Consider the following 16883-nt stretch of genomic DNA (forward strand, 5'->3'; position numbering starts at 1 on the left):
CCGTCGTTCCTCCGGGGTGAACCGGCCGCTGCCGGAATGAACCGCCATTCATTTCGGGGTTGCAGCGCCGGGCAGGAGGTGGTGTCTTGGGGCCCATGGAACCCGTGCAGCCCAGCGACACCGACCCGTCCCCAGACCGCGTGCTCTACCAGCCCACCCCCGCCCGCGTCGCCGCGACGCAGATGGACGCGTTCCGGCGGCGCATCGAGGCCACCCACGGCGTCTCGCTCGCGGACAGCGTCGCGCTCCACGCATGGTCCGTCGCCAACCCAGGGCCCTTCTGGCGCGCCGTGTGGGAAGACAGCAGCGCGGTCGGTGAGCTGGGCGCGGTCGACCTGGAGCGGCCCGAGGCGATGCCCGGCGCGCGCTTCTTCCCAGAGGCGCGGCTGAACTTCGCGGAGAACCTTTTGCAGCGCACCGACGACGGCGTGGCCCTGATCTACGCCGACGAAACGGGCACCCGCGAGCGCGTGACCTTCGCCCAGCTGCGCACGCAGGTAGCCACCCTGGCGGCGGCCCTGACGGCAGCCGGCGTGACCAAGGGCGACCGCGTGGCCGGCTACGTTCCCAATGCCCCCATCGCGGTGCGCGCCATGCTCGCGGCGGCGAGCCTCGGGGCGACGTGGTCGTCGTGCTCGCCGGACTTCGGCTCCGCGGGTGTAGTGGACCGCTTCGGGCAGATCGAGCCACGCGTGCTGATCACGGTGCCGGGCTACGGCTATGGCGGGAAGTACTTCGACATCCGCCCCAAGATCGCCGAGGTGTTGCGCGCCGTGCCGAGCATCGAGCGCTGCGTGCTCGCGCCCCACGACCTCGGTGGGCTCGGCAAGGAGGACGCGCTCGCGGGCCTCGGTCCGCTCGCCGATCATCCATCGGCGGTGCGACTGGCGGACTTCCTCGCCGGACACGAAGCCGACGCGCTGCGCTTCGAGCGCCTACCCTTCGATCACCCGCTCTACGTGCTCTACAGCTCGGGTACCACGGGCAAGCCCAAGTGCATCGTGCATGGCGCCGGCGGGACGCTGCTGCAGCACCTCAAGGAGCACCGCCTGCACACCGACCTGCGGAGCGACGAGCGCTTGTTCTACTTCTCCACCTGCGGCTGGATGATGTGGAACTGGCTGGTGAGCGGCCTGGCCGTGGGAGCCACCCTGGTGCTGTACGATGGGAACCCGATGAGCCCGTCGCCCGAGGCGCTCTTCGAGCTGGCAGCGCGCGAGCGGATCAACGTGTTCGGCACGTCCGCCAAGTACATCGACGCGCTGGCCAAGCAGGGCGTCGTGCCGCGCGAGGGACACGACCTCGGTAGTGTGCGCGCGATCCTCTCGACGGGTTCCCCGTTGGTGCCCGAGTCGTTCGACTACGTGTACGAAAACATCAAACGCGACGTGCTGCTCGCAAGCATCTCGGGTGGAACGGACATCGTCAGCTGCTTCGTCCTGGGCGATCCGACGCGCCCCGTGCGACGCGGCACCATCCAGGGCAAGGGGCTCGGGATGGACGTACAGGTGTGGAACGACGAGGGCGCGCGTGTGCTGGACGAGCAGGGCGAGCTGGTGTGCATAGCGCCCTTCCCGAGCATGCCCGTGGGCTTCTGGGGCGACGACGACGGCTCACGTTACCGCGCCGCGTACTTCGAGCGCTTCCCTGGGGTGTGGTGCCACGGCGACTTCACGCGCGAGACCGCGGACGGAGGGTTCGTCATCACGGGCCGCTCGGACGCGGTGCTGAACCCGGGAGGCGTGCGCATCGGCACCGCCGAGATCTACCGCCAGGTGGAGCGGCTCGCCGAGGTGCAGGAGGCCATCGTCATCGGGCAGCCCTGGGAGGGCGACGTGCGGGTGGTGCTGTTCGTGGTGCTCGCCGCGGGAGCCAACCTAGATGATGAACTGCGAGGGCGCATCAAGCGCGAGATCCGTGACAACGCGAGCCCGCGACACGTGCCCGCCCGCATCCTCGCCGTGCCCGGGATCCCTCGCACGCGCAGCGGCAAGATCAGCGAGCTGAGCGTGCGGCGCGTGGTGGCGGGCGAGCCCGTCAAGAACGTGGAGGCCCTCGCCAACCCCGAGGCGCTCGACTACTTCCGAGATCTGCCCGAGCTGCGCGCCTGAGTCGCCGGTGGGCGTCAGCCGTGCGCCACGCGCTCGAGGGTGTTGGCGAGCCGAGTGCTCACCAGCGTGAGAAACCCCGCCGCCGCGAGCCGGTCGCTCTTGAGCAGCGACTTGAACGCGCTCGCGTCGAACTCGAGCACGCTCGCGCCGCCTTCCCCCGCGCGGACCGCGAGTGTCCTGGTGCGTCCCAGGATGACGCCGAGCTCGCCTACGAACTCCCCCTCCTCGATGCTGCCCACGCGCTCCCCCTGAGCGAGCAGGGCGTCCGCGCGGCCGCGGACGACCGCGAGGAAGTGGTCGCTCTTGCTGCCCGCGTCCCACATGAGCTCGTTCGCCGCGTACTCGCGAGCGACGCTGATGCGGGCGAGGTTGGCCAGCGAGGGGAAGTCGAGAGCGTGCGCGGCCTTGGCGGAGAGGAGCGCGAAGAGGCGGGCGAGCGCGGGCGGCGCCTCGGGCTCACGCGCGCTCTCGGGCCCGCGCAGCACCGCCGCAGCCACCTCGGCCAGCAGCGGATCCGTCGTGTGCTCGGCGTCCCGCGCAGCTGCCCGCCCCCTTTGGCCGTCCACGCAAGCGAGCGCAAACAGTGCGATGCTGCGCTCCACGTGCCCCCACTCGCGCAGCGCGCGCGCGCACACGTCGGCGACGTCGGGTCGCGGCACGGGTTCGCCGTGCTCGAGGGCAGCATCCACCACGGCCATGAGCGCGCGGTTGATCTCGGGCGAGAGCTGCAGCGAGCGTTGCCGCTCGTGGACCAGCACCTGCACCTCGACGGCGGCCAGCGTCCGCAGACGCTCCGCCAGCTTCTGGTGCGCAGGGTCGTCTCCCAGCCCCGAGAGCAGATGTAGGCTGCGCTCGACGACGCGCGCACGCCGCCGCCCCATGACGGCGAGCAGCGCGCCGCGCACCCCACCGGGCAGCGACGTCGCCTCTGCCAACCCCGTGGTGTTGATGTCGAGCCAGAGGAGCTCGGACAGCCCCCGCTCGACGCGCTCGACCAGCTTGCCGGCGCGCCCCGTGAGCTCGTCGACGGCCGCATCTTGCTCTTCCGCAGTGACCGCATAGCGCCGCTGCAGGTCTCGAATCTCGGCGAGCACGCGGTCGTCGGTGAGCGCCTTCTTCACGGGCACCCCACGCTCGGCGGCGGTCACCAGCACGCGCTCCAAGGCCTCACGAAACCCGTCGAGCCGTAACCGGTTCTCCACGCTGCGGGCCTCCTCGGCGCCGAGCAGCTGCGCGTCCTCGATACCGAGCTCCGCGAGGATCTCGGCGTGCTCGTCCTCGCTCACCTCCATCTGCTCGCGTAGGTTCTCGAGGACCGAGAGCCCCGCGGCGCTGTCGGCGTGCCCAGCCACGAGGCACTCGCGCAGCGTCGCACGGTAGGCCTCGAGGCGCGCCCCCGATGACGCGATCGGCAGCGCCTGGGCCAACACGAAGACCTCGTCCGTGTTGAGCTGCGCCACGCTCCGCCCACCGAGCACGCGCGCGAGCAGGCTACCCAGCTTGTCGAGCTGACGACGCAGCGCCTCGGCCACGCTCTCACGCTCGTACGCCTCGCTCGTACGCGGCCACGTGCGAGAGAGCCACACAGCGGACAGCGTCACGATGAAGATGTCGAGGAGCGTGTGCGGCACGGTCGAGAGCAGGTTGATGTTGGGCCGTCCGCCGAAGAGGTAGAACGAGTTGAAGGTCAGGAAGGTGCAGATCACCAGCGCCCGGTGCCGCAGCTCCTCGGCGCGCAGAGCCTTACCGCGGGCGCGGCGGTACGCGCCGTAGGCAGCTTCGAGCGCGCGGCCTGCAGCGACGCTCAGCAGCATTGCGCCGAGGATGGTGAGCGGCGCCGCCAGCCACTTGGGCGGAAACGCGAACGCGTGCCCTCCGAGGAACACGCCGGCCGCGCCGAGCTGCTGCATCACATCCTCTTCGTGCGTCCAGGCGCCCGAGAAGTAGTAGCCCGCGTTGCCCGCGTACACGGCGTAGTAACCGTAGAAGCCCCACACGAGCCCGAAGTAGCCGTAGTAGAACGCCCGACGACCGGGCTCCATCAGCCCCGCCCAGTATTGCCGCTCGAGGTCCACGTCAGGGCAGGGGCTCTTGCACCCCACGCAGATGCTCTGGTCCTCTCCGTTGGGCGTGGTGGTGCGGCACGTCGCCTGCGTCAGACGCAGCTTGCCCGCGTGGGCCTCGCTCTCGAGCAGCCCACGAGGCTCGGTGTAGACCTTCTGCACGGCCGACACGGGGCAGATGTAGTTGCACCAGGTCTTGCCGCCGAAGAGGTAGCCGACCAGCATCGCGAGCGCGATCACGGACAAGAAGAACACCCCGAGCGCGACCCGGTCGGAGTTGATGAACAAGATGCGCAGGGACACACCGAGCCACAGCAAGCCACCCTGCACGTACCAGACGTTGCGCCCCAGGAAGGACTCCGGCGAGACCAGCACGAGCTTGCGCTCGACGCGCCCGGTCTTCGGGTGGATCACCTTGCGCGTGCGCTGCAGCCCGAGCCGCCTCGGGATCTGCATGAGCGCCGAGAGCGGACAGACGCGCCGCCAGGCCTCGTGCCCGAACACGAGCAGGAACATGGGGACGATCGGGAGCAGGATGGTCCAGAACAGACGGGCGCCTACCGGGTAGGCCTGCTCCACCAAGCAGCGCCCTTGGATGGTCGTGCAGCGCGCGTCGCACTGTCCCGTGGGCGCCCCCACCCAGTCGACCTCGCCGGACGCCAGGCGCCGAGGACACGCAAAGCGCTCGTGGGGAGCCTCCGCGTCCGCGAAGCGGTCCAAACGAAACGGGCTCCAGCTCGATGCATGGTCGGTGAGCACGGAGGTCAGCGGGTCGTAGAACAGCGAGGCGATGATGACGCCCCACCCCACGACGAGGGCGAAGCGAATCACGCGCGCGCTGCGCTCAGCGAGGCGGGCGAACACGCCGGAGCGTACCTCGAAACGGTCGCGCGGTCGTCGTCGAACGGCAGCGCGTCACGTGCCCCACGCTCGCACCGCGCACCGCGCGCTCACACGTCGACCGCAGCGCGCCCGCCCGCGGGCTCACACGTCGACCACGACGCGCCCGACGGGGTGCGCCACGCAGGCCAAGGTGAAGCCGGCCTCGCGATCCGCCTCGCCCAGGCCGATCCCAGGCGGGACGCGCACCTCACCTCGAACCGACACGCGGCACGTCCCGCAGGCCCCACTGCGACACGCGAAGGGGATGTCCACGCCAGCGCTCTCGGCAGCGTCCAGGACGGTCATCCCCGCGTCGCACGCGACGTCCCCGGGCGCGTGGGCGCAGCCTTCGAACGCCACCACGGAGGCAGTCTTTCGCGGGGCGCGCACCACGGGGGCGGCGTCGTGCACCGGCCGCGGCGCGCGCAGCTCGGGGGCCGCCGAGCTCTCGCCCAGCGGCGCGGGGAGCATGCGTCGGAGCGCGCTGGCGGAGGCGCGCGTCGTGACTTGGCTGGCGCGCTCCGGAGAGGCTCCGAAGCTCTCGGCCGCGTAGTGCTCCATGGGAAATCCGGCTGCCTCCACGGAGGCGCGCACCGCCCTCATGAAGGGCTCGGGGCCGCACAGGAAGATGTGCCGCTGCTGCCAGTCGGGGGCAACGCGCGCGAGCAGGGCCGCGTCCACGCGCCCGCGGAGCCCCTCGTGCCCCGGGGGAAGGTCGCGCGTGAGCGTCACGGCCAGGCGGAACGACGCGTGGCGGCGCTCCAGCAGCTGGAGCTCGTCGTGAAAGATCACGTCCGAGAGCGAGCGCGCGCTGTGGACGAATACCACGTCGCGTGGGTCGCCCCGGTCGTGCAGCCAGCGGGCCATGGACATCACGGGCGTGATACCGCTACCCGCCGAGATCATCAGGAAGCGCTCGGCGTTGGTGTTGGCGCACGTGAAGTGCCCCGCGCAGCCCGTGACCAGCAAGCGCCCGCCGACGTGCATGTGATCGCACAGCCAGTTGGACACCACCCCCCCGGGCACGCGCTTGACGGTGAGCTCCAGAACGTCCGGACGGCTGGGGCTCGAGGCGATGGTGTAGGAGCGTCGCGCGACCTGCCCGTCGATGTCGAGCTCCAGGCAGAGGAACTGCCCGGGCGCGTAGCGGAAGTGCAGCGGCTCCTCCGGGGCGAACCGGAACGTCGTGCAGTCCGCCGTCTCGCGGAGCGTCTGGACGCAGCGGACATGGATGCGCTCCCCCCCCCACACGCGCGTGTCCAGCGCCCCCTCCTCGGCGTCTGACGCGCTCCGCGCCGCCTCGGCCTCCGAGGGCAAGAACTCCTCGCCGAGCGCGTCGAGCACCGCCAACGCGGCGCGCTCGCGCTTGGACACACGCCCGACACCCAGCACCCCCCCTGAAGCGCGCGCGAGCGACCACCCGAGGCGCGCGAAGTCCGCGCGCGCCCCAACGCGCTGGTCCGCCGGGAGTTCCGTCGCGAGCGCGGCATAGCGTCCCCGCAGCGCGCGCAGGCTACCGTCGAACGTGCCGCGCCGATGCTGTCCCCAGAGGGTCGAGTAGCGTCCGTCGACGGCCTCCATGAGCGCGCTCACGGCCGGGCTCTGACACCAGCGTCGGTTCTCGCTCAGCTTCTGGAACACCTCGACCTCGTGGGCGTCGATCTCGTCGTCGGCGCCTGCGACGAAGAGCAGGATGGCGAAGGGCAGATCGGCGGCGGGGGGGCGGGGTACTTGCTTGGCCATCGACTCCCCCGAGGTATCACGCGGGTGCTTCGTGACCAAGCCAAAGTCCCTGGGTGGTACGCTGCGCGCGTGCCGGTCCACTACACCACCTGCAACATCTGCGAGGCCACATGCGGCCTGGCCGTTCACGTCGAGCGCGGCCGCATCGCCCGCATCGAACCCGACCGCGACCACGTCGCCAGTCGCGGCTACGCGTGCGTGAAGGGCCTCGCGATGCGCGAGGTCCAGCACTCCCCCGACCGCTTGGTGTATCCGCAGAAGCGTGTGGGCGCCGAATTCGTGCGCATCTCCTGGGAGCAGGCGCTACGCGAGATCGGGGACAAGGCGCGGGCCCTGCGAGAAGCGCACGGAGCCGACGCCCTCAGCGTGTACCTGGGCAACCCGATCAGCTTCAGCTTCCTGGCGCCCATGCTCGCGGCCGGCTTCGCGCAGGGGCTCGGCACCAAGAACTTCTTCCAGACGGGCTCTCAGGACTGCAACAACAAGTTCGTCGTGGCGCAGCGCATGTACGGCTTCCCGTTCGTGCAGCCCTACCCGGACGTGGACCGCACCTCGCTACTCGTCTGCGTCGGGTCCAATCCGGTCGTCAGCCGCATGAGCTTCATCCACCTGCCGGACCCCGTACGCCGGCTGGAGGCGATCGTGCGCCGTGGTGGGCGCGTGGTCTTCGTCAACCCGCGTCGGACCGAGAGCGCGCGGCAGCTCGGCGAGCAGGTCTTCATCCGCCCCGACACCGACGTGTTCTTCTACCTCTCGTTCCTGCACGAGGTCCTGCAGCACGGCGTGGACCGTACCCATGTGGAGCGCCACATGAGCGGCTTCGCGACGCTCGAGCCGCTCGCGCGCGCGTGGCCTCCGGAGAAAACGGCCCAGGTGACCGGCATCGCCCCTGACGTCCTACGCGAGCTGGTGCGCGCCTACCTCGCGGCGGACGGAGCCGCGCTGTTCTGCTCCACGGGCGTGAACCAGGGCAGCCACGGCACGCTCGCCTTCTGGTTGCAGGAGGTCATCAACGCCATCACCGGGAACCTCGATCGCGCGGGCGGCACGCTGGTGGGGCAGCCGATCGTGCCGGACCTCATGCGCACGCTGCGCAAGGCCGGAAACACCATGCGCCCGGACCGCAGCCGCGTGGGGGACCTCCCGTCGTGCGTGGACAGCTTCCCGGCGGGCATCATGGCCGACGAGATCCTCACGCCCGGCCCCGGCCAGGTGCGCGGTCTGTTCGTACTGTCCGGCAACCCCGTGCTGTCGGTACCCAACGCGGGGGGTCGCCTCACGCGCGCCCTGAGAGAGCTGGAGCTGCTGGTGACGGTCGACATCTTCCGCACCGAGACCGGGCAGCTGGCGCACTACGTGCTACCTGGCACGACGGCCTTGCAGCGCCCCAACATCCCGTTCGTGTTCCAGTCGTTCATGGGCGCGTCCCCCACCCCCTTCATGCAGTACAGCGAGCGCGTACTGCCGCCCGAGGGCGAGCAGCGCGACGAGGTGGACATCCTCTTGCAGCTCGCCCACGCATGCGACGCGCCGCTGTTCGGCTCGCGCGGCCTCGCGACGGTCCTGCGCACGTGGCAGCAGCTTGGGCGCGTGCCTGGCTTTGGCGCGACGGTCGGCCTCACCCACGAGCGCCTGCTGGACGTGGTGCTGCGAGCCACGCGACAGGGGTCGCGACGGAGCCATCGGGCCACACCGCACGGCGTGCTGCGCCCACCCCACGCTGGCGGCACCTTCCTCGGCACACGCGTGGTCACGGACGATGGTCGCGTGCAGCTGGCCCCACGGGACCTCGTGGCCCTGGCGCGCGAGCTGCCCGACGCGTACGAGCGCGAGCTGACGCAACGCACACGGCTCAAGCTGATCAGCAAGCGCGAGCCCCTCAGCCACAACAGCTGGATGCACAACGTCCCGCGCTTCGTGCGTGGAAGGCACACGACCAACTACGTCTACATGCACCCCGAGGACGCACTCGCGGCCGGACTGCGCGACGGGGACATGGCCATGGTGCGTAGTGAGGTGGGCAGCATCGCGCTGCCAGTCGCCATCACGGAGGACATGATGCCGGGCGCCGTCGCGCTGCCGCACGGCTGGGGCCATCAGGACGCCGACGGACTGCGCGTGGCCTCGGCCACGAATGGGCAGAACGTGAACTTGCTGGCGCGCACGGGCCCCGATGCGCTGGAGCCGCTGTCCGGCATGGCACAGCTGAACGGCATCGTGGTCGAGATCGTGAGCGCGCCGTGAGCCTCGCGAGCGCAACCACCAGCCCCTCAGCCGCACGTCTCCAGAGAACAGCATGAGCCCGACACTCCGCGCCCCATTCCAGCAGCTGCGCTTCTCCGAGCTCCCGGAGCGCCCTCGCCTCCCCCACCCCTACGCCAGCACGCCGGCGCGCGAGCTGCAGCTGGAGACACGCGCGTTCGGTCCCGTGCGGGTACACTGCCGCGTCACGGGCGAGGGACCGCCGCTGTTGCTGGTGCACGGCCTGATGACCTCGAGCTACTCGTTTCGGTATGTGCTCGAGCCACTCGGACGGCACTTCACCGTATACGTGCCAGACCTCCCCGGCAGCGGGCGCAGCGCCATGCCAGACCGCTCCTATCACCCGGAGCGCTACGTGGAGTTCCTGTCCGAGCTGATCGACGCGCTCGACATCCGAGGCTGCGCCGCGGTGGGGAACTCGCTGGGCGGCTACCTGGGGATGCGGTTGGCCCTGCACGACGCCGCCGCGCTGTCGCGACTGGTGAACCTGCATTCGCCGGGCATCCCCCTGCCGCGCCTGCACCTGCTGCGTGCGGCCCTCGGGCTCCCGCTGAGCGAAGCCGTGCTGCAGCGCGCCATCGCCCTGCATCCCGAGCTCTGGGTACAGCGCAACGTGCACTACTTCGACGAGACCTTGAAGTCGCGCGAAGAGACCCGCGAGTACGCCGCGCCGCTGCGGACGTTCGAGGGGCGCCACGCGTTCTTCCGCATCCTGCGCGAGACCCTCGACGTGGACGAGATGGCCCGCTTCACAGGCGAGCTCGAGACGCGTCGTGCGCGAGGCGAGCGCTTTCCGATCCCGCTCCAGCTCATGTACGCGCCGCGCGATCCGATGGTGCCACCCCGCGTGGGCGACCGGCTGCGGGCGCTCCTGCCGGGAGCGGAATTCGTCGCGCTGACGCGAGGCTCGCACTTCGCCCACGTCGACGCGCCGGACGCTTTCTTGGACGCGGCGCTCCCGTTCCTCACGCGCGCGTAGTGGCGCGGACCCGCCGTGGGCGCGCCCGTGGGTGCCAGCGCCCACACCCATGGCGGCAGCGGATCGGTGCCTACCCGCGTTCGGTGATTGTGTTCTGGCCGGAATTCCGGCAATTCCCTCTCCAAGGAATTCCCATGCGACACCACAGCACTTTCTCTGCCCTCGCGACTCTGCTTCTCTCCGCCGCAGCGACGGTCTCCATCGGCTGCAGCGACACGGGCGAAGGCGCGCCTGACATCATGTTCGAAGACCGCGACGCGGGGAACGACAGCTGCACGAACTCGACGATCACGTGCAACGACCTGTCACGACAGCCCTACCAGGTATGCATGACCGAGGACAACGCCACTTGCTATCTCCGCCGCAACGGCGTGCGCTACGACTGCGCCGAGTGCGGCACCGTCGGTGGCTGCTTCGAGGCGAGTGAGCGGCTCGTCGCCGAGCAGTGTCCGGCCAGCCCCTGAGCGCCTACACTCCGGTCATGTTCTTCGGTCACAAGAAGCTCACCCTCCCGAGCCCGGACGAGGCCCTGCCTGGCAGGACCACCCCGATGATCGTTCCGCAGGAGCACTTCGTGCTCGCAGGAGCGCCACTGGTGGCCCCTTTCCCGGAGGGCAGCGCGCGAGCGCTCTTCGGCCTGGGCTGCTTCTGGGGCGCCGAGCGGAAGTTCTGGCAGACGGACGGGGTGGTCAGCACCGCGGTGGGCTACGCGGCCGGGCACACGCCCAACCCCACGTACGACGAGGTCTGCTCTGGACAGACAGGCCACAACGAGGTGGTGCTGGTGGTCTTCGACCCGGCCCGCGTGTCGTACGACACCCTGCTGAAGGTCTTCTGGGAGAGCCATGACCCCACCCAGGGCATGCGACAGGGCAACGACCGCGGCACCCAGTATCGCTCGGGTATCTACACCTACGACGAGGCGCAGCACCGCGCCGCGCTCGCCTCACGAGACGCGTTCGCGCCGCGTCTGGCTGCTGCGGGGTACGGGCCCATCACCACCGAGATCCTCGACGCCCCGCCCTTCTACTACGCCGAGTCCTACCATCAGCAGTACCTCGGCAAGAACCCAGGGGGCTACTGCGGTCTCGGTGGCACGGGGGTCTCCTGCCCTGTGGGCCCCACGGTCTAGCCATCGGACCGGCCCCCGCTCGCTCTCCACTTGCAACCCGGAAAGCCGTCTCATGTCACTTCGCGAATCCGCTCTGCGCCTTCACGCCTCGCGTCACAGCGCGCCTCTCCTCGGCCTCCTCACCACCGTCGTGCTGCTCCTGGGCACCTCCCAGGCCCACGCGCAGTCGCCCGTGCAGCTGGTCGGCGACGGGCGCGGCGTCACCACGTCCGGCCCCACCGAGGCGATTCGCCTCAACGCCTACGGCGTCCTCCGCGGCGGCGGAAGTTGGCGCGTGCGTGGTGACGGCGGCAGCGCGTCGGACGACGCCGGCGTCGGCGGCGGCCTCGGGCTGCGCGTGGAGATCCCCCTGCATGAGTACTTCGTGCTGGGGCCCATGGTGGACTTCCACGTCCTCACGCTGGACCCGCTGCTGATTGGCGATCGGTTTCGCATCAACACGCTCACGTTCGGGGTGTGGTCCAAGGGTCGCTACCTGTTCGACCTCTCGGGCCACCCGTTCGAGGTCTACGTCTCGGTGCCCATGGGGCTCAGCCTCTACTTCGCGGACCAGCCCGGCTGGGACACGCAGGTGGGCGTCAGCGTCGGCCTGCTGCTGGGTGCACAGCTGTTCATCAACGAGCGCTTCGGGTTCTTGCTGGAGAACGGTTTTCGTCGCGACGGGTTCCGCGAGGATGGTCTCAAGTACCGCACCCTGCAGTTCGTCATGAACGCGGGTATCTCGATTGCGTTCTGAGGCTCCGCGCCCGAGCTCGGGGCACGCCCTGGGCGTGGGTGCGGACGGCGGGGTGAGCGCATGAGCTACCCCGCATGGCTGGCTGGCATCTCGCTGGCGTTCGCCCTGCTCGAGCGGGCCCGCCCCCGCTACTCCGCGCAGCGCGTCTTGCGCCGGGGCGTCGTCCGCGACCTGCTCTACGTGGTTTGGAACGGGCACTTCTTGGCGGTGGTGCTCGCGCTGGCGGCAAACCCCCTCGCGGGCGTCGTCGATCGGCTGGCGTCCGACCACCTGGGCATGGACCTGCACCGCGCCGTCGCGGCGGGCTGGGCCCCCGCGCTCCAGTTCGGCGTGGGCCTCGTCGCGATGGACTTCGCTCAGTGGTGCATCCACAACCTGCTGCACCGCGTCCCGCTGCTGTGGCGCTTCCACAAGGTGCACCACGCCATCGTGGAGCTCGACTGGCTGGGCAACCTGCGCTTCCACTGGTTCGAGATCGTGGTGTACCGGACGCTCCAGTACCTGCCGCTCGCGTTCTTCGGCTTCTCCGCCGAGGTGCGCTTCGCGCTGGCCGTGTTCAACACCGCGGTGGGGCACTTCACGCACGCCAACCTGCGCGCACCCATCGGGCCGCTCGGCTATGTGCTGAACCACCCGGCCATGCACGCCTGGCACCACGTGCACCCCGACGCTGGCCCCGTGAACAAGAACTTCGGGATCACGCTGTCGGTCTGGGACTGGCTGTTCGGCACGGCCTACGTGCCCCACGAGCCCCCGGCCCGGCTGGGCTTCGAGGGCATCGAGACCTTCCCCGAGACCTTCCCCGGGCAGCTGCTGTATCCGCTGCCCGTGGAGGCCAAGCTGCGTCAGTTGACCGAGCGGGCGCGGTCGCCCCAGTAGGTCGCGCGCAGCGCCTTCTTGTCGGGCTTGCCCACGGCCGAGAGGGGGATCTTGTCCACGAAGTCGACCGACTTCGGCGTCTGGACCGAGCCCTTGGCCTCCTTCACGCGCTCCTTGAGCTCCATGGCGAGCTCCTGCGTGCCCTCGACGCCGGGCTTGAGCACGACGACGGCCTTCACGGCCTCGCCCCAGCGCTCGTCGGGCACGCCGATGACCGACACCATGGCCACGCTCGGGTGCGCGGAGATGACGTCCTCCAGCTCACGCGGGAACACGTTGAACCCGCCGGTGACGATCATGTCCTTCTTGCGGTCCACGATGTAGAGGAACCCGTCCTCGTCCAGGCGACCGACGTCGCCCGTGTGCAGCCAGCCGCCCGAGAACGCCTTGGCCGTCTCCTCCGGGAGCTCGTGGTAGCCCTTCATGACCAGCGGGCCGCGCACGCAGATCTCGCCCGCCTCGCCGGCCGGCACGGGCTTGTCCTCGTCGTCGAGCAGGGCCATGTGCACCCAGGGGGCGGGCCGACCGCAGGACGAGAAGCGCTCGGGCTTGCTCAGGTCGTGCTCCTTCTTCTTCATGTGCGTCAGCACCATGGGCGCCTCGGACTGCCCGAAGAACTGGAAGAAGATCTGGCCCCACTGCTCCACACCTTGCTGCAGGCGCGCGGGCGACATGGGCGAGGCGCCATAGAACAGCGTCTCGAGCGACGAGATGTCGGCCGTCTTCGCGCGCGGATGGTCGAGCAGCGCGTAGACCATGACCGGTACCAGGAACGTGGTGGTGATGCGGTGCTTCTCGACGGTGTCGAAGAAGATGTCCGGCGTGAAGCCCTTGGTGGCGTAGAGCGCGCCGCCGCGCTGCAGCGTGGGCACGAACACCGCGGCCGCCGCGTGCGAGAGGGGCGTGGCGACGAGGAAGCGGATCTCCTCGGGCCACTCCCACTCGGCCATCTGCACCATGGTCATGTACGCACCCGAGCGGTACGGCTGCAGCACGCCCTTGGGGCGCCCCGTGGTGCCGCCCGTGAACACGATGGTGTTGAGGTCCTCGGCGGTGATGTCCGCGGCCACGAGCGGCTTGGGCTCGAAGGTCGCCGCCAGCGCGCAGTAGTCCTCGCCCACCTCGGTGGGGCCGAAGGCCAGCAGGTTCTTCAACGTGGGCACGCGCTCCTTGAGCGCCTTGGCCAGCCCATCGAACGCGGTGGGGTCGTAGATGAGCGTCTCGATGCCCGCGTTCTCGATGACGTAGGCGTGGTCGTCGAGCGAGCCGAGCGGATGCAGGGCGGTGGCGCACACGCCCGCGATGGAGCCGGCCGCGATGTTGTGCAGCACCTCGGGACGGTTGGCCGAGATGATGGCCGTGCGCGAGCCCTTGCCGATGCCCTTGCTGTTCAGCGCCTGGATCAGCTGGCTGGTCTTCTCACGCACCTCCCGATACGTCTGCATCTCGTCGCCGAGGTACAGGCAGGGGCGGTCGTGGTAGCGGTTGAGCCCGTCGATGATGAGGTGGGGCATCAACGTCGGCTCGAAGAGGTGGTTCGCGCTCATGGTCATCCTGGGGACGCACCATAGCCCGGAATCGCCCTTTGTGGAGGCGCGGAACCGAAAAAATAGAACTTGTTACAGCGGGCGCACGGAACGGAAGGGCCGCATCACACCGGCGCCGGTGCGCGACCGTCAGCGGGGGCGCACCAGCGACAGGAAGCCCCAGCGCACGGCGCGTCGCCCGGGACGTAGCCCCAGGCGCACGGGGGCCATCCGCTGCTTCAGCTCGGCGGCGTAGTCCTCGAAGCGCCCACCCTGAAAGTGCAGCAGACGCTCCGCCTCGTCCGTGTCCATCCAGTCCGTGTAGTAGCTCTCGTCACCGAACGCCTCGAACGGGACGTGGCCCAGGCCCAGCGCGTCGAAGAGCGCCTGCATCAGGTCGTAGTGCGTGATGCGGCAGCCCTTCCCGCCGCCCAGCATGAGCGTCTTGCCCAGCGCCTCGTCGCACGACACGGCGGCCGCGAACGCGCGCGCGACGTCGTCGCGGTGCACGTACTCGAGGCGGTTCTTGGGCGAGATGCGGAACAGCATGCGCAGCGTGTCGAGGGTCACGCTGGTGGCGCCCGGGTCGGGCGAGACCCCTACGCGCATGATCACCCACGGCACGCGCGAAGCTCGGATCATGGTCTCGCACGCGATCTTGCCCCGCGTGTACTCGTCCGTGCCCTGAGTGGGCGTGCTGGCGCGCACGGGCGGGCGCTCGTGCAAGCGCGGCCCGTGGACGCTCACGCTGGACGGGAAGACGAGGCGCGGCGGTGTGCGGTTGTCTTCGATGGCGCGCAGCACACACTCTGTGCCACCCACGTTCACCGCGCGCGCCAGCTCGGGCGCGCTCTCGGTGGTGGGAGGCAACACCGCGGCATGGTGGATGACCGCGTCGCACTCGAGCACGGCGTGGCGCACGTACGTGACGTCGCGGATGTCGCCGTAGCGCACGTCCAGGTTCTGCCCTGACCGTGTAGCGAGCTTCTGCAGGGCAGCCGCGCGCTTGCGGTTGAGCTTGGTGTCGAGGTCCAGGGCGCGCACATCGTGGCCGGCGCGGATCAAGGCTTCGGCCGTAGCCATCCCGAGGTTCCCGAAGGCCCCTGTCAGCATCACGAGCATTACGATGGTGTTCCCTTCAGGGGCAGATCTGGGCCGGGTTCAGCAGGTTCTGCGGGACGCAGCGGCGGAGGCAGTTGTTGCCCTCGATGCACATGACGCCGCTCATCTGGTTGCAGTCCGTGCCTGGGTTGACGGGGCAGCGGTCGGGGTTGCCGATGGGGAGCCCGGGCTCGCACTCCTCGCTCGCCTGGACGATGCCGTCGCCGCAGCACGTGGGCTGCCCGTTGCAGGGCCCCAGGTCGGGCCCCATGTCCGGCGGCCCCATGTCCGGAGGCCCCATGTCGGGCGGACCGCTGTCGGGCTCGCCCATGTCCGGAGAGCCAGTGTCGGGTGAACCCAGATCCGGCTGACCGAGGTCCGGGGCCCCCATGTCCACCTGGTCCTCCGGCGCTCCTCCCTCGAGGAACACGCCGTCCGCACACGCCGAGAGCCCCAGCCCGCCACTGACGACGAACGCCAACGCTCCCAATATCAGCCAGCTCCGCATGCCATCTCCAAGTGGGCGCCGACGGGCGCTCTCCCGCATTGGTACCATCGTCGGGACCCCGCTGCCAAGCCACGTACCGACGGGCGGACCAAGTTTCGCCCCTACTCGGACGTCGCCGAGGCAGCGCTCGCGGGGGCCATGGCCATGACCTGCTTCATGGCGCGCCAGGCGAGGGCGGCGGGGACGATGACCCACGCCAGCGCGACCGTGCGGTCGATGTTCGAGACGATGGGGTTGCTGGTCTCGCCCATCAGCAGGTAGGGAACGTAGTAGGCCCACGTGCCCGCAAAGTGTAGGGCGCACAGCACGGCCTCGACGACGGGACGCGCGGGCGAACGCTTCGCATAGAGGGCCACGACGAGGAGACACATGGGCAGCTGGATGAGCAGCTCGAGCCAGTAGACGGTGTCCAGCGCGATGCGGTGCAGGTCGTGCATCGGGAAGTCGTGGTTGGCGTTGGACACGGCGTAGGCGTCACGCAGGTTCGGCATGACCTGGAACAGACCGGACATCACGTCGCAGCCCGTGTGGTACCAGCACGCGTTCATCAGGAACCACACCATGGCGAACTTGTCGGTGTCGGAGAACGCCGGTCCGACCTTCCAGATCTGGTGCAGCTTCCACATGCCGAAACTCGCGGCGGCCACACACACCAGGAAGTACGGCGAGAGCAGCATCGCCATCCACTGCGCCGGGTCGAAGTGCAGCGCGAAGTGCACGCTGGGGTCGCTGGTGTCCAGCATGCAGGCCAGCGCGACGGTGAAGAACTCCATCCCAGCGGGCCAGTAGATGTAGAGCTTGGTCTTCATGATGCGCGGGACGCTAGCAGAACCGCGGACGCGCGCACGGTTAGCGTTATTGGCGAACACCGACGCGTCGCGTAACGGCCCGCGGGCAGGCGCGCTGGCCGCGGGGTCCACGGCCCCACCCATCCGGCGGCGGCGCGAACACCCGCGGGCGG

The 16883-nt window shown here is 69.8% G+C and carries 13 protein-coding genes; 7 read left to right on the top strand and 6 right to left on the bottom strand.

Annotated features, from left to right (window positions below; all coding sequences use genetic code 11):
- Positions 1-95: 95 nt before the first annotated feature.
- Positions 96-2111: an acetoacetate--CoA ligase gene (locus H6726_24160; GenBank protein MCB9660761.1), complete on the top strand. Its 2016-nt coding sequence runs from the start codon at positions 96-98 to the stop codon at positions 2109-2111.
- Positions 2112-2125: 14 nt separating this feature from the next.
- Here H6726_24160 and H6726_24165 read toward each other — a convergent pair whose 3' ends face one another.
- Both H6726_24165 and H6726_24170 read right to left on the bottom strand, forming a co-directional pair.
- Positions 2126-5038 carry a cyclic nucleotide-binding domain-containing protein gene (locus H6726_24165; protein ID MCB9660762.1) on the bottom strand — a complete coding sequence of 971 codons (2913 nt, stop codon included), beginning with the start codon at positions 5036-5038 and terminating at the stop codon, positions 2126-2128.
- Positions 5039-5158: 120 nt separating this feature from the next.
- Positions 5159-6799: a hybrid-cluster NAD(P)-dependent oxidoreductase gene (locus H6726_24170; GenBank protein ID MCB9660763.1), complete on the bottom strand. Its 1641-nt coding sequence runs from the start codon at positions 6797-6799 to the stop codon at positions 5159-5161.
- 69 nt (positions 6800-6868) lie between these two features.
- Here H6726_24170 and H6726_24175 point away from each other — a divergent pair, with 69 nt between their 5' ends.
- The 6 genes from H6726_24175 to H6726_24200 all read left to right on the top strand — a co-directional run bounded on the left by H6726_24175 (position 6869) and on the right by H6726_24200 (position 12787).
- Positions 6869-9043 carry a molybdopterin-dependent oxidoreductase gene (locus tag H6726_24175; protein MCB9660764.1) on the top strand — a complete coding sequence of 725 codons (2175 nt, stop codon included), beginning with the start codon at positions 6869-6871 and terminating at the stop codon, positions 9041-9043.
- A gap of 52 nt (positions 9044-9095) precedes the next feature.
- Complete coding sequence (locus H6726_24180) at positions 9096-10040, top strand: alpha/beta hydrolase (protein MCB9660765.1); 945 nt, start codon at positions 9096-9098, stop codon at positions 10038-10040.
- Positions 10041-10174: 134 nt separating this feature from the next.
- The gene (locus H6726_24185) at positions 10175-10504 is read left to right on the top strand and encodes a hypothetical protein (GenBank protein ID MCB9660766.1); all 330 of its coding nucleotides are present in this window, start codon (positions 10175-10177) and stop codon (positions 10502-10504) included.
- A 17-nt stretch (positions 10505-10521) separates the two neighbouring features.
- Positions 10522-11172, top strand: coding sequence for a peptide-methionine (S)-S-oxide reductase MsrA (msrA, locus tag H6726_24190; GenBank protein MCB9660767.1), 651 nt, complete (start codon positions 10522-10524; stop codon positions 11170-11172).
- Between the two features lie 52 nt (positions 11173-11224).
- Positions 11225-11908 (top strand): hypothetical protein, encoded by a 684-nt coding sequence (locus H6726_24195; GenBank protein ID MCB9660768.1) that lies wholly within the window; start codon positions 11225-11227, stop codon positions 11906-11908.
- A gap of 60 nt (positions 11909-11968) precedes the next feature.
- Entirely contained in the window at positions 11969-12787 is an 819-nt protein-coding gene (locus H6726_24200; GenBank protein ID MCB9660769.1) for a sterol desaturase family protein, read from the top strand.
- On the opposite strand, the gene H6726_24205 is transcribed toward H6726_24200, so the two are convergent.
- From H6726_24205 to H6726_24220, 4 genes are all read right to left on the bottom strand, one after another.
- On the bottom strand, positions 12754-14334 hold the full coding sequence (locus H6726_24205) for an AMP-binding protein (protein ID MCB9660770.1): 1581 nt from the start codon (positions 14332-14334) through the stop codon (positions 12754-12756). The two genes, H6726_24200 and H6726_24205, sit on opposite strands and share 34 nt — an antisense overlap.
- Before the next feature lie 129 nt (positions 14335-14463).
- Positions 14464-15429 (bottom strand): NAD(P)-dependent oxidoreductase, encoded by a 966-nt coding sequence (locus H6726_24210; protein ID MCB9660771.1) that lies wholly within the window; start codon positions 15427-15429, stop codon positions 14464-14466.
- A gap of 22 nt (positions 15430-15451) precedes the next feature.
- Positions 15452-15922 (bottom strand): hypothetical protein, encoded by a 471-nt coding sequence (locus H6726_24215; protein MCB9660772.1) that lies wholly within the window; start codon positions 15920-15922, stop codon positions 15452-15454.
- Between the two features lie 101 nt (positions 15923-16023).
- The gene (locus H6726_24220) at positions 16024-16731 is read right to left on the bottom strand and encodes a hypothetical protein (protein MCB9660773.1); all 708 of its coding nucleotides are present in this window, start codon (positions 16729-16731) and stop codon (positions 16024-16026) included.
- Positions 16732-16883 lie beyond the last annotated feature (152 nt).

The sequence above is a fragment of the Sandaracinaceae bacterium genome, assembly GCA_020633055.1.
Taxonomy (GTDB): domain Bacteria; phylum Myxococcota_A; class Polyangia; order Polyangiales; family Houyiibacteriaceae; genus JADJJE01.